Source organism: Mesorhizobium sp. WSM4989 (genome assembly GCF_029625795.1).
GTDB lineage: Bacteria > Pseudomonadota > Alphaproteobacteria > Rhizobiales > Rhizobiaceae > Mesorhizobium.
The window spans coordinates 2,328,691-2,341,609 of sequence record NZ_JARTVN010000002.1 but is presented as its reverse complement, the minus strand read 5'-3'; the positions used below and the strand labels follow the sequence as shown (position 1 = coordinate 2,341,609).

Annotated in this window: 13 protein-coding genes and 1 pseudogene; 3 read left to right on the top strand and 11 right to left on the bottom strand. The window is 64.2% G+C overall.

Going from position 1 to position 12,919, the window contains the following annotated elements; all coding sequences use genetic code 11:
- Positions 1-2: 2 nt before the first annotated feature.
- From P9217_RS24250 to P9217_RS24225, 6 genes are read right to left on the bottom strand one after another with little or no spacing between them, the layout of a single operon-like run.
- Positions 3-866 (bottom strand): RDD family protein, encoded by an 864-nt coding sequence (locus tag P9217_RS24250; protein ID WP_067329877.1) that lies wholly within the window; start codon positions 864-866, stop codon positions 3-5.
- Positions 853-1,869, bottom strand: a complete 1,017-nt coding sequence (locus P9217_RS24245; protein ID WP_278088087.1) for a stage II sporulation protein M — start codon at positions 1,867-1,869, stop codon at positions 853-855. The genes P9217_RS24250 and P9217_RS24245 overlap by 14 nt, the downstream gene beginning before the upstream one ends.
- Entirely contained in the window at positions 1,866-3,170 is a 1,305-nt protein-coding gene (locus P9217_RS24240) for a DUF58 domain-containing protein (RefSeq protein ID WP_278088086.1), read from the bottom strand. The genes P9217_RS24245 and P9217_RS24240 overlap by 4 nt, the downstream gene beginning before the upstream one ends.
- A complete protein-coding gene (locus P9217_RS24235) occupies positions 3,167-4,123 on the bottom strand; it encodes a MoxR family ATPase (protein WP_067000979.1) in 957 nt (318 codons plus the stop codon). The genes P9217_RS24240 and P9217_RS24235 overlap by 4 nt, the downstream gene beginning before the upstream one ends.
- On the bottom strand, positions 4,110-5,321 hold the full coding sequence (locus tag P9217_RS24230) for a DUF4350 domain-containing protein (RefSeq protein WP_278088085.1): 1,212 nt from the start codon (positions 5,319-5,321) through the stop codon (positions 4,110-4,112). Before P9217_RS24230 ends, P9217_RS24235 begins: the two co-directional genes overlap by 14 nt.
- On the bottom strand, positions 5,318-5,950 hold the full coding sequence (locus P9217_RS24225) for a DUF4129 domain-containing protein (protein WP_278088084.1): 633 nt from the start codon (positions 5,948-5,950) through the stop codon (positions 5,318-5,320). The genes P9217_RS24230 and P9217_RS24225 overlap by 4 nt, the downstream gene beginning before the upstream one ends.
- A 143-nt stretch (positions 5,951-6,093) precedes the next feature.
- Here P9217_RS24225 and P9217_RS24220 point away from each other — a divergent pair, with 143 nt between their 5' ends.
- Together P9217_RS24220 and P9217_RS24215 are read left to right on the top strand one after the other, a co-directional pair.
- Positions 6,094-6,870, top strand: coding sequence for a hypothetical protein (locus P9217_RS24220; RefSeq protein WP_278088083.1), 777 nt, complete (start codon positions 6,094-6,096; stop codon positions 6,868-6,870).
- Positions 6,871-7,118: 248 nt separating this feature from the next.
- Positions 7,119-7,901, top strand: a complete 783-nt coding sequence (locus tag P9217_RS24215) for a hypothetical protein (RefSeq protein WP_278088082.1) — start codon at positions 7,119-7,121, stop codon at positions 7,899-7,901.
- Positions 7,902-7,916: 15 nt separating this feature from the next.
- Here P9217_RS24215 and P9217_RS24210 read toward each other — a convergent pair.
- The 5 genes and pseudogenes from P9217_RS24210 to P9217_RS24190 form a co-directional block, all read right to left on the bottom strand.
- Positions 7,917-8,144 (bottom strand): annotated as a pseudogene (locus P9217_RS24210) (hypothetical protein); the annotation flags it as partial.
- Positions 8,145-8,161: 17 nt separating this feature from the next.
- A complete protein-coding gene (locus tag P9217_RS24205; RefSeq protein ID WP_095801244.1) occupies positions 8,162-9,802 on the bottom strand; it encodes an ABC transporter substrate-binding protein in 1,641 nt (546 codons plus the stop codon).
- A gap of 273 nt (positions 9,803-10,075) precedes the next feature.
- The gene (locus P9217_RS24200; RefSeq protein WP_067329902.1) at positions 10,076-10,753 is read right to left on the bottom strand and encodes an isochorismatase family protein; all 678 of its coding nucleotides are present in this window, start codon (positions 10,751-10,753) and stop codon (positions 10,076-10,078) included.
- The gene (locus P9217_RS24195; RefSeq protein WP_141247075.1) at positions 10,750-11,079 is read right to left on the bottom strand and encodes a hypothetical protein; all 330 of its coding nucleotides are present in this window, start codon (positions 11,077-11,079) and stop codon (positions 10,750-10,752) included. The genes P9217_RS24200 and P9217_RS24195 overlap by 4 nt, the downstream gene beginning before the upstream one ends.
- Positions 11,076-12,371 carry a Xaa-Pro peptidase family protein gene (locus P9217_RS24190; RefSeq protein WP_095801245.1) on the bottom strand — a complete coding sequence of 432 codons (1,296 nt, stop codon included), beginning with the start codon at positions 12,369-12,371 and terminating at the stop codon, positions 11,076-11,078. The genes P9217_RS24195 and P9217_RS24190 overlap by 4 nt, the downstream gene beginning before the upstream one ends.
- Positions 12,372-12,569: 198 nt before the next feature.
- On the opposite strand from P9217_RS24190, the gene P9217_RS24185 reads away from it, so the two are divergent.
- Positions 12,570-12,917 (top strand): hypothetical protein, encoded by a 348-nt coding sequence (locus tag P9217_RS24185; protein ID WP_067329908.1) that lies wholly within the window; start codon positions 12,570-12,572, stop codon positions 12,915-12,917.
- The last annotated feature ends 2 nt before the right edge of the window (positions 12,918-12,919 follow it).

Sequence of the window (12,919 nt, the reverse complement as noted above, 5' to 3'; positions counted from 1 at the left end):
ATCTACCGCGCGTACTTGTCCGCCTTCCGATTGCCCAGCAGCAGCTTGCGCTCCAGGTGCGCGCGCAGCTCGCCGTAATAGGCGGTGAGGAATGCCCGTGAATCGACCGGCTCGACCCTGGCGCCGATCTTGCGGCCTATCGTTTCCGCCACCGCTTTCATCGCGAAATAGTCGTCGCGGCGCAGCACTTCCTCCAGCTTGTGCAGCTCGGCGATGCCATAGGCGTCGAGCTGCGCGGCGCTGAACTGGAAGCGGGTCGCGACCGGATCCTTGCGCAGCGACAGATCCTCGAGCAGCGCCACCTTCGGCGCCTCGACCACCCAGGTTCCGGCGAGCAGGTCGCCAATCCGCAGCCGGTCGCGGTTGAAGAGCGGGAATAAGGAGAACAGCAGCGCCCACACCAGGCCGAAGATGGTCGACAGCGTGTCGGCGACGCCGGCGCTGCCGCGCGCCGCCAGGATCGACAGCGGCAGGAACACCTCGATCTCGCGCATCAGGTTGCGCGCGATGACCTGGTCGAGGCTGAGGCCGGCGCCGCTGCGCGAAGCGACGCGGACGCCGACCATCCGCTTGCCGGGCGTCGCCGCCCGCCGGCCCGCCTCGAAGGCGATGAAATAGACGTTGCGCAGCAGGAAGATGAAAATGATCCAGACGATGAAGAGCGGTTCGGCGTCCTTCACGCCGAGCCCGCCCAGGCCGAAGATCGCGACAAGGCTGACCGCGACGGCGGCGACGACGATGATCACCACATCGAGCAGGAATCCCGAAGCCCGCGTCCCGGCATCCGCCAGCTTGACGCGCAGGTCCACGCCCTCCGGCGTGACCAGCGGGCGCACCAGCGCGGCGGGATTCCTAGCCGTTGCCATGCCGCACCATCCGGAACAGGTAGAAGTAAGAAATCCAGAGCGCCAGCATGCCGCCGCCGATCGAATAGCGGGCGATATCGCTTGTGATCGTCTGCCGGCCGATGCCTTCGAGCAGGCCGGCAAACAGCAGCATCACGACGACGCCGACCATCGCGGTCGCCGCCACGCGGCCCGCTCGTGAGGCCGCGGCCATGCGCGTCAGCTCGCCGGGAAAGGCGATGCTGGTGCCGATGCGCATGCCGGCCGCGCCCGCGATGGCGATGGCGAAAAGCTCCGTCGTGCCGTGGATCGACAGCCAGCCGCCGAGCTCGAAACCGAGCCCCTTGGCGGCATAGATCTGGAAGATGGCGCCGAGCATGCAGCCATTCATCAGGATGATCAGCACGCTGGGCACCGCGAAGGCGAAGCCGAGCGCGAAGGCCAGGATCGACACCTGCGTGTTGTGGGTGAAGAGATAAGCGGCGAAGCCCGAGAGAAAGTGGTCGCCGCCGCCATAAAGCACGCTGCGCAGCATCTCGGCCGACGAATCCGGATTGCGCCCGCCGGCGAGGCTCGGCGCGATGATGGCGTCGTACCAGCGCTTGTCGGAGGCGACCAGCCAGTACCCGGCAATGGCGCCGATCACCGTCAGGGCGACCGATGCCCACACCTCGCGCCACAAGTCGCGGATCGCCGCCGGCCAGTCGTGCAGGAAGAAGTCGCCGATGCGCATTCTCAAGGATCGCCGCGCGCCATAGAGGTAAAAATAGCCGCGCAGGCAGAGCGCTTCGAGGTAAGCAATCAGTGCGCTGTCGAGCGAAGTGGCGCGTGCCACCGAAAGCGAGGACAGCGCCGAGCGGTAGAGAAGGGGCAGTGACAGCAGCTCCTCTTCCGACAGCGCGCGCGGCGCGCGCTTCTCGACGCGGGCAAGCAGCGCCTCGAACGCCTTCCAGTCGGCCTCGCGCTCCTGGCGGAAGCTTGCCAGCGACTGGCGGACGGCATCGGTGCCGGCGGGCAGCGTCATAAGAGGTTTTCCTCCTTGAGCTGGATAAAGCGCTCGACCAGCGCCGGGCCGAGCCGCTGGTGGTCGGCCTCGATGACATGCGCGCCGAGCAGCCTGAGTCTGCCGATCACCACCTGCCGCTGTCTGAGCAGGTCGCCGGCGGTGACCGCGCGGGCCACGTCCTCCGGAGCGGTAGGCGCCATATCGGCCAAGGTCTCCAGCTCGACATCCTTCATCAGCATGAACAGCACCAGATGCCGCTCGGTCAGCCGCCCGACGGTGCGCAGCATCAGCTCGGCGCTGATCGGGTCGACGAAATCGGTGAAGACGATGACCAGCGAGCGCCGGTCGAGCTTCGCGGCGAGCGTCGTCAGCGCCAGGGTGAAATTGGTCTCCTCGGTCGAATAGTCGATCTCGGCGGCGCGCTTCTGGATCATGGTGAAGCTCGGCGAGCCGCGCACGGCGCCGCTGGAAACGCGCGGCCTGGCGTCGAAAGAAAACAGGCTGACGAGGTCGCCACCCTTGAGCGCAATGAAGGCGGACAACAGCGCCGCCGTCACGGCCCGGTCGACTTTCGGCACGCCCTCGACCGGCTCGCACATCAGCCGCCCGCTATCGATGGCCAAGACGATGTTGTTGTTCTCTTCGATGCGGAATTCGCGGGCAAGCAATTTGCCGTGGCGGGCGCTGCGCTTCCAGTCGATCATGCGCCGGCCCATGCCGGGCTGGTAGTCCTTGAGCGCCTCGAACTCGCGGCCCTGGCCGGCGCGCTTCTGCGCATGGCCGTCGGCAAGAGCGGAGCGCTGCAGCAGCGTGATCGCCTCGTCGCGCGCGCGGCTGACATCGGGCAAAACCGCTATCTTGCGGTCCACCGGCAGCACGGCCTGGTTCCAGACCAGCCCGAACGGCCCTTGCCAGCGCAGCCATAGCCGATCGAAGCTGGCGATGCCGCGCCGAACGGCGTCGAATTCGAGACCGAGCGTGCCGCCATTCGCCGGCAGCGTGCCGCCCGTGCCGTTGACCGGCGCCAGCCGCTGGTCATGCCCGACGCGCGCCTGCAGCCGCCGCGTTCGCGCCCCGAGACCGGCCGCGATGTGCAGCGTGAAACGTCCGCCGACGCCGACCTGCGGCGGTGCGGTGAGCGTGGCGTTGAGCGACGCGCGTCCGCGCCCGGCCGCCGCATCGACCGCCAGGAAGGCAAGCAAAGCGCAAATCCAGAGCAACCCGAGATACCAGACATGCGGCAGCGCGAGCGCGATCAGGAAGGCGGGAATCGCTCCCGCCGCCGCCGCCCATACCGCTCTGCCGCTCGGATAGATCAACGCGGCGCTTCCGTCTGGTCGACGAGGTCGGAAACGATCTGCTCGACCAGCCGTCCATCGATCTGCGCCGCCGGCGAGAGGATGACGCGGTGGCGCAGCGCCGGCACGGCTAAAGCCTTGACGTCGTCGGGGATGACATAGTTGCGGCCGTCGAGCGCGGCCCGGGCTCGCGCCGCGCGCGCCAGCATGGCGCCGGCACGCGGGCTTGCGCCGACCTCCAGATCCGGGCTTTCGCGCGTGCCGCGCACGAGGGCAGCGATGTAGCCGACGACGTCGTCGACCAGCGTGACGGCGCCCACTGTGGCAAGCGCCGCCTCCAGCGTCTTGCGGTCGGTCTGCGCCTTGATGCCGTATTGCTCGATATTGTGCGAGGCGGAGCCGCCGCCGTGGTGGATGATGATGGCACGTTCTTCCTGCGCGTCCGGATAGCTGACCCGGTGCTTGAACAGGAAGCGGTCGAGCTGGGCCTCGGGGAGCGGATAGACGCCTTGATGCTCGATCGGGTTCTGCGTCGCCACCACCATGAAGTTCTTGCCGAGCGAATGGGTCGTGCCGTCGAATGTGACAGCGTGCTCCTGCATGGCTTCGAGCAGTGCAGCCTGCGTCTTCGGCGGCGTGCGGTTGATCTCGTCGGCAAGCAGCAGATCGCAGAAGATCGGGCCGCGCGTCAGCGTGAACTGGCCGGTCTGGAAATTGTAGATGTTGGCGCCGACGATGTCGCCGGGCATCAGGTCGGGCGTGAACTGGATGCGCCCATAGGCGACGCCGAGCGCCTGCGCGAAGCAGCGCGCGGTCATGGTCTTTGCGGTACCGGGCGGACCTTCGAGCAATATATGCCCGCCGGCGAACAGCGCCGTCAGCATCAGATCGACCGTGTCGCGTTGCCCGGTGATCGCTTTAGCCACCTCTTCCCTGATCGCGCTCGCCAGGGCTTTCACTTCATCGACGTTCACCGAGCCTCCTTGCCGTCCAGTCATGCAGCTCTTCCGCTGCTTCATGCATTGCGGCCAATGTTTTGGAACCGTTCGCAGCCTTGAACCGCGCGGTGAAGCCGTTCGCTTCATTTTTGTCGCGGGAATCCAGCCAGCGGTCTAGCGCTTCACCCTGCAGCCCGTGCGGCGCGCCAAGCAGCGCGGCGGCGCGCTGGCGCATCAGCGCGGCATAGCGGTCGCCGAGTTCCTGCAGCCGTCCTGCCCGCTTCAGGAGCATTGCCGTGGTGTCGACCAGCGCCTGCTTGCCGAAGGCGATGGCGCGACCCTCGGTGCGCGGCGGCCCGAAGCGACCGAGCCCGTGCAGGAAGGCGAGGGCAGCCGCCACCAGCACCGACAGCGTCAGCGCCAGGAAGGGCGGTTCGACCAGGAGCTTGCCGAGATCGTAGTTCTGGCCGATGCCGTGAAGCGTCAGGTCGAACATGACCGCGCCCTTGGCGGGCTCCAGCATGGCGATCATGTCGAGCGCCGCTGCCGCCTTTTGCGGATCCTTCAGCGCCGCGTTGTTGATGAGATCGGGATCGGTCAGGATGTAGAAGGGTTCGCTGTCGAGTTCGGTGAGAACAGCCTTGCCGTCACCCGCGGCAATCAGCGGATGATTGTCGGCTACCCATTGCAACTCCTCGGGCACGGCGATCTTGCGCCCCTCTATATCGATCCGATCGACCGATGGCTTGCCGTCGCCGAGCTTGGCCTTGGCGAGGCGACCGAGCCAGTCGTTGACCGCCGTTGCGGGCAGCCGCTCGACTTTCGTCTCCCAGCCCTCCTGGCCCGGCTGCGGAAAGGTGACCCATTTGGGCAGCACGAAAAGCGTGTGCTTGCCCAAGCGGAGCTTGATGATGCGCTGAAGCGCCGCCGGGTCGCTGTTGGGCGCGATGGTGACGATCAGCAGGAATGTGGATGCCAGGGGAGATTGCAGATCCTTCTCCCCGCGCGCCATGGGCGGCGCCTGCCCGTTGGTGAGCTTCAGCCATTCCACGAGCCCGGCATAGCCGGTGCCGCCCTTGGAGAGCGGTGTTGCGCCGCCCTGGGGCTGACGAAAGTCCGGAGCGTAGGTCGAGAGCAGGAAGAATCCGGCAGCCGCGAGCAGGCTGGCGAAGATGCCCCAGAACAGCGTCCTGCGGCTGAACGGCTCTTGTGCCTCCGTCGCCTCCGCGCTCATGCCCAGGCATCCCGGAAGGCAAAGCGCTCATAGGCGCCGCGCGCCTGCTGCCAGCCCTCGGCGCCGACCGGCCGGCGAGCGAACAAGGCAGCCTCGACGATGCGCGCGATCTCACTGAAGGCAGCGCGGGGGCGGGACGGGATGGAACCTGCGGCGGCGATGTCGCGCGCGGTCAGCGACGGGCGCAGGAAGTCGGGCAGGCGGCTGGCGATGTCGGCAACGCTGCGGCGCAAGAGAAGATGCACCGCCTCGTCATAGTCGCCGCGCGCGGCGAGCGCATCGGCTTCGGAGAGCAGGATCTGAGCCGCGCCGGCATCCGGGCGCCATTCCTCCTTCGTCTCGTCCTCCTTGCCGGGGCGCCGCCATGGCAGCCGCCAGGCGATGCCCTTCGCCTCGAGCACGAGCAGGAACACGATGATCGCGACGCCGATGATCACCGCGCCCCAGAACAGATAGATCATGTAGGGGCCAAGCTTTGCCAGGGCTTCCAGAAAAGGCTTAAGCCATTCCGGCGGTTCCGGCCGCACCAGCCCCGGCAGGTCAAACTGGATCGTATCGTCCGCCAGCAGCTGCTTGTGCATCTTGGCCAGCCATTCGGCGTCCGCTGTGGCCGGCTGTGCCGCTGTCACCAACTCGCTCCCCTGCTACCCACGGGTTCGACACTGGCAATACCGCAGGACAATTGCAAGTGATTGGACTCGTCTCGTCAATACTGGCAGATTTGCTTTGGGGCCATAGGCTGGCGCAGAGCGGCCGAGCAGGGGAGGGCGTCATGACTTCAGCCGCGTTGGTACGGCCGGAGAATTTTCAGATCGGCCGAGTGTTCAACAACACTTTCTCCGTGATCGGTCGTAATATTGGACTCTGCGTTGGTCTTGCCGCGCTGTTTTCAGGACTGCCGCAACTGGTCACGCAGCTCGTGCGTCTGAATTTCCATCCTGGAAATCCGGCGAATTTCGCCGCGGCTACCACGAACTACAAGCTCGGCTACATCAGTGGAACTGCGGTCGTTATAATACTTTATTTCGCTTTTGCGTTTCTGTTGCAGTCGAGCCTCGTCCGGGTGGCGATTGAGGACATGAACGGGAAGAAGCCCACTTTTAGTGATTGCGTCCGCATCGCAATCCGCTTTTTGTTGCCAACAGTCGGAATGGGCCTACTCGTCGGGCTCGGCGTAGGCGCCGCATCGATTGCCCTGCTGGTGCCGGGAATTATCCTCGGGCTCGGCTGGTCGATGGCGGTGCCAGTGCTGATTCAGGAGCGACTTGGCGTCTTCGGTTCTATGTCGCGCAGCCGCGCGCTGACCAAGGGGAGCCGCTGGGCTCTGTTGGGACTGTTCGTGATCCTGGTGATCATAGGGTTTGTGATCCAGTCGATAAGCGCGGTCGTTATCTATCTTTTTCACGGCATTGTCGCCGCGTTGTTGGCCGCCATGGTACAGAGTGTCGTTTCTATGGTGACTTCGGTTGCCACGGCGGTCAGCTATGTCGAACTGCGCCAGGTCAAGGAAGGCACCGGCGTCGATGAACTGGCGGAGATATTCTCGTAGTCTGGGATGCTGGCGAGGCCGGCCGAAGTGCTGGTGAGCGGCAGCCCCCGCTGAGAGCCTGCCTGAAAATCGCCATCCTGGCCTCAAATCAGAGCGCGACCGTGAGCTTTTTCTGCTGCCGGCGGTTCTGGCTCACACCGGGAATACCCGAAACAATTGCAAGTCCACTGGACGGAGCTCGCAGTTCTTGGCAAATTTACTTTGAAGTTGCCGAATTGGATTCGGCGGCGGCTCGGGGGAAAGCTATCATGACCACTGCGACATTGGGACGACCAGGCAGATTCGAAATCGGCAGGGTGTTCAACAGCACTTTTGCCGTCATCACGCGCAACATAGGACTCTGCGTCGGGCTTGGGCTTTTGTTCGCCGGCCTCCCGACGCTGCTCATCAGGTTATGGACCCAACCGCAGATGGAAGCGGTGATGAATGGCGATCCGGGTGCCATGGCGGATCCGAACGCGGTGCTGCGCAACTCCTATCTCAGCATCCTCGCGGGATTGATTTCCTTCGTCTTCACGCTGCTGCTCCAGTCGTCGCTGGTGCGGGCAACAATCGAGGATCTGAACGGAAGGCGGCCATCCTTCGGAGACAGCGTGCAGATTGCCATCCGCTTCCTGTTGCCGACGCTCGCGATCGGCCTGCTCGTCGGCATCGGCTCAGCGCTTGCGATGATCGCGCTGATCGTTCCCGGCATCATCCTGTGGCTCGGCTGGTCGATGTCGGTTCCCGTCCTCATCCAGGAACGGTTGGGCGTATTCGGCTCGATGTCGCGCAGCCGAGCGCTGACCAAAGGCAATCGCTGGTCGCTGTTCGGCCTCTTCCTCATTCTGGTCATCATCGCGATGGTCATCCAGTGGGGGATCCTGGTGGTGCTGCTTCTCTTCGGCGGGATCCTCGCCGAACTGGGCGCCGCCGTGGTGCAGGCCGTCGTCTCGATGGTGCTCTCCGTTGCCACCGCGGTCAGCTATGTCGAACTGCGCCAAGTCAAGGAAGGCACCAGCGTCGACGAATTGGCGAAAATCTTCTCTTAGCGGCCGCCCGCTGTCTCAAGGACAACAGCAGTGGTCTGCCTGCACGCTCGTGCGGCAGAGGCATGACGATGTGATCGGCACGTCCGCCTTGGTCAGCGCCAAAGCAAGTTTCGCCTGCAAGCCCGGCAGCTCCTCGCTCTCGCGGCGCCCCTTCAGGCATTCGACCAGCCCGTGTAGCGCCCAGACATTGTCCGGATGCTGGGCGCAGCGCTGCACGGCGCCGCTGAGGCCCAGATCGTCGCGATCGGTCCTGGGAGGAATCAGGACTCGAGCCAAACCGTCTCGAAATGCTGCTCGAGCGCCTGGTGCTGCTCGCAGCCATGCACGCCCTTGCGGTAGGTGCGGTAGACCGAGCGCCAGTAGGGCTGGATGATGATGCCGGAGTCGCGCAAATTCTGCTCGATCTTGGCCATGATCTCCTTGCGCTGGGCGGCATCCGGGGTCGCAAGTGCTTTATCGAGAAGCTCGTCGAACTCCTTGTTCGAATAAGCGCTTTCGTTCCAGGCCGCGCCCGATTTATAGGCCAGCGCCAGCACCTGGACGCCGAGCGGACGGCCGAGCCATTCGGTGCAGGAGTAGGGGAACTTGCTCCAGTCGTTCCAGAAGGTGGCGGCCGGCAGCACGGTGCGCTTGATCTTGAGGCCGGCCTCGCGGATCTGGGCGGCGATCGCGTCGGCGGTGCTCTTTTGCCATTCGATGTCGACCGAGATCAGCTCGTATTCGTGCTCGGCCTTGCCGGATTCGGCCAACAGCTTCTTCGCCGCGTCGACATCGCGCTTGGCAGGGCCGATATCGGCGAATTCGGGATGCATCGGTCCGACATGGTGGTTATCGGCGGGCTTGCCCCTGCCGTCGAGGCCGAGCTTCAGCACGGCCGCATTGTCGACGGCAAGCTGGGCGGCACGGCGCACCTTGACGTCGTCATAGGGCGCGTTGCCGACATTGAAGCGCGCGACGATGGTCGAGCCGGTCGCGATCTCAGAATTTTCGAGTCCCATCTGCTCGGTCTGCGACACGGCGTCCGAGGCGGTCTCGTGGTCGGTGTCGATCTCGCCGGATTCGAAGGCCGACAGCATGGCGTTGGGATCGGAGCCGTAGTCGACCCACTTGATGCCGTCGAGATAGAACTCGCCCTTCCACCAAGGCTTGTCCTTGCGCTTCACCTCCGCACCGGTCTCGGCGTCCCAACTCACCAGCTCGCACGGGCCGGTGGTGATGGCCAAAGCCTTCTTCGGATCGGCATCGCCTTCATAGGAGCGGTGCATGATCAGCGCCGGATAGTCGGCCATGCCGGCGATCAGCGAGATGTCGGGCTTTGGCAGGTTGAGCTTGACGGTGTAGTCGTCGACTTTCTGGATGCCGCCGTCGACCGGCTTCTTGGTGTCGGCGTTGACCAGCGCGCCCATGCGCGCGGCGACCGAATTGCCGGCGACCGAGGCATCGCACCAGCGGTTGAGGTTGTGGATCACGTCGTCGGCGTTGAAAGTGTCGCCGTTCGACCAGGTGATGCCTTTGCGCACGTGAAGCGTGATCGTCTTGGCGTCGTCGCTGGTCTCCCAGTTTTCGAGCAGCCAGGGCTCGAAGGTGAAGTCGGTTTTCCAGCGCACCAGATATTCGTTGCAATGGCGCGCCACATTCGACATCTCGACGCCATCGAAAGTGCGCGGATCCTTGAAGCCCTTCACGTTCATGGCGACGCGCAGGACCCCGCCGCGCTTCGGCTCCTCGGCCCGAGCGGGCGAGGGAGTAAGGCCGCCCAGCGCCAGCGCGCCGGCGGCGCTGACGCCCAAGCCGGCCATAAGCGCCAGATACTCGCGCCGGCTGATCGCGCCCTTCTTGAAATCACCCGCGGTCGGCTTTGCCCGCGGGTGCAGTTTTCTGTCGGTCAGCATGAATTTCATTGTCGTTCCCTCTATTGTTGGTCCAGGTCGCCCGCGCGGCGGCTTTTGGCGGCGACGACCTGCACGAAACCCGGTGGGCGGCCCCGATTGCCGTCAGGCGCGGAGGTGGATACGGCCGCCGGGCGCCGTTGCCTGCGAGGGGATCATAGGTCCGCTTTCCGCGACGAAATGTTTGGTTTTCCGCAATTCTTGTGCGCTGTTCCGCAGGCTAAAGTTGGCTGACGCGCATAATTGCTGCGCCTTGCCGGGCGGCTGGGTCTCCGGTCTTCGCGGTCAGAGCTCTGCGTAAAGTTGCGCCGCATTCTCGAAGGTGAAGCGCAGCGGCACCGATCCCTCGACCTGCCACACGCTCACCGTGTCGCCTGCCATCAGCCGGCAAGCGTCGAGCGTGTTGGTCACGGCGCCGCCATAGAGGCGGTTGGCGAGGTTGAGGATGCCGGTCTGGTGCATGGCGCTGCTGCCGCTGCCGCAGGCATCCTTGACCAGGAGCACGCGAAAACCGTGCGCCACCGCGTCCTTCACCGTGGCGTCGATGCAGGCTTCGGTCCACACGCCGGCAATCACCAGCCATTCGATGCCGGCTGCTTCGAGCTTGTCGCCAAAATCGTTCTTGCCGAAGACGCTGGCTTCCTGCTTGACCAGAGTGGCTTCGCCGTTTTGCGGCGCCACTTCATGGCAGATCGCCGTCAACGGATCGTCCTTGTCGGAGAAGGCCGACTTGCCGCTCTCGTCGAGCGGATGGAACGGCCGCGCCTCGGCGAGGTCGACGATATAGGCCCAATGATAGAGCGGCACGAAATTGCGCCGCGCCGCCTCCTGCAGGCGTTCGACGTTGGCGAGGATGTCGGCAAAGCCCTCGACCAGATAGCGTTTGTCCTTGCGATGCTCCTCCTGGAGATCGATGAACACCGCGGCCACCGTGCCGCGCCGGATGGAAATGGGGGATTTCATGCGGATGCTCTCAAAGGGGTGCGGCGGCGCGTCGGAATGTGCCGCAGCGTATCAGCTTCGTCATTCCAGCGCGAAGCAGCCGCGAAGCGGCGTCGCGAAGACCCTGGAATCCATTCCGTTACCTTGACCGAAGAGTGCGGCCCAACAGAATTCTGCACCGTTGCGGCGCTCGGACGTAACGGAATGGATCCTAGGGTCTGCGCCGCGTCGCTTCGCACCTTGCTTCGCCCGAGGATGACGACGACATGAGTGCTGCGGCCAATCTCGAACGCCTGCGACAACGTATGGGCGGCGCCAACACAGCGTATCGGCGTCAAACCGCTCATTCCAGAAACTCATCCTCATAAGGAAACCGCGAAAGCAGCTCGGTCCCCGTTTCGGTAATGAGAATCTCGTCCTCCAGCTTGACGCCCTCGCGGCCGCCTTTCTCGCCGATATAGCTTTCGACGCTCACCACCATGCCCGGCACGATCATGCCGTCGCGGCCGTACGTCTCGTAATCCATCGCGTGGGCGATGAAGGGCGTCTCGCCATGCATGCCGACGCCGTGCATGACCGAGGTATAGCGCTGGTCGACGAAGCGGTCCGGGATTTTCCAGGCCCTCTCGGCGATCTCGCGGAAGGCCATGCCGGGTTTCACGATGGAAATGTTGTGCTGCACCTGGTCGTGCGCCATGCGGTAGAGCGATTTCTGGTAGGGCGTCGGCTTGCCCGGGCCGCAGCGGAAGGTGCGCGAGAAGTCGGAATAATAGCCGTAGCAGCCGATGGTGTCGGTATCGAGCGCGACCAGCTCGCCCGGCCTGATCTTGCGGCCGCTCGCCTCGTTGAACCACGGATTGGTGCGCTGTCCTGAAGTCAGCAGCCGGGTCTCGATGAACTCGCCGCCCTGGCGGATCACCTCGTGATACATAATGGCGAAGAGCTCGTTTTCGGAAACGCCGGGCTTGATCGCCTCGCGCACGGCGGCCACCGCGGCTTCGGCTCCGGCCATGGAAGCCTGCAGGCATCTCACCTCCTCCGGCGTTTTCACCGCGCGCACGGCAAGAATCTCGCCCTGGCAGTCCTTCACCTCGCAGCCGCGCTTTTCCAGAGCCACCGCCTGCAGATGGCTGCAGCGGTCGAGGCCGAGCTTCATCGAGCCGCCGCCATGCCTCTTCAGAAGCTCGGTGATCTCGTCGGCGAACGGCCCCGCCGTCTCGTCGTCGCGACCGGAGACGGAGGACCAGACGAGCTTGGAAGGACGCGCCTCGTCGATCGTGTCGAGCACCATCGAGACATGGTAGCTCTGCGGATATTCGAACAGCACGATTGGCCCATCGGTCGGGATGAAGAAGTAGCGGGTCGAATTGCGCAGGAAATAGCCGAACATGTTGCGCGAGCCGGTGGCGTAGCGCTGGTTATAGGGGTCGAACAGCACGACGCCGCCATAGCCCGCCTCGCGCATCCAGGCGCGCAGTTTGGCGAGCCGCCCCTTGCGCAGAGCGTCAGCGTCGATGAAGGACGGCTCGGTGTCGGAGAGCCACATGCCGCCGGCGGGATCGGCCGCGGCCGGATGGCGCATGCGGTCCTTGAAGTCCACATCCTCGGTGCTGTCGGGATCGAAAACGACGATGCTCATGGGTGCCTGGCCTTGAGTAGGTTGTAAATGCCGACCATGGCGCAGGAGGGGAGAAGGTATTGTGCGGAAAGCCGCTCATGCTGTGCCGGATGCCGCTGGCCGTGTGGAACTGCAACCGCTAAAATTCTGCTCGATGCCTCATCAGCTTTGAGACTTTGTGGTAAAGTCGCTGAATAATCTGGTATTGCGGACCACACCGTGGATTATCGAATAGCGCTTGGCCCCTTATACATCCTGCTTTTTTTCAGCTTCTGCCTTCTGGCCTATATTCAGCCGATTCTGCATTGGCTGGCCGACGATTTTGGCAACACAACCATGCTCGCATGTCTGGCGGCATATTTCGGCATTATCGTCGGATTGGTTTGGGCTATCAACAAAATCAACAAAGCATTCCCGACATTGGACCTTCCGCCTTCTTCCAATCGCCAAGGGGTGATCTGGGATGTCGCGGCGACCTATGAAGAGGCAAGGCCCAACGTCGCCGCCGAGAAATCGCCGCCTGTCAAAGTCCGGTCGGAAACTGGCAAACCGGACGTTGAACTCTGATC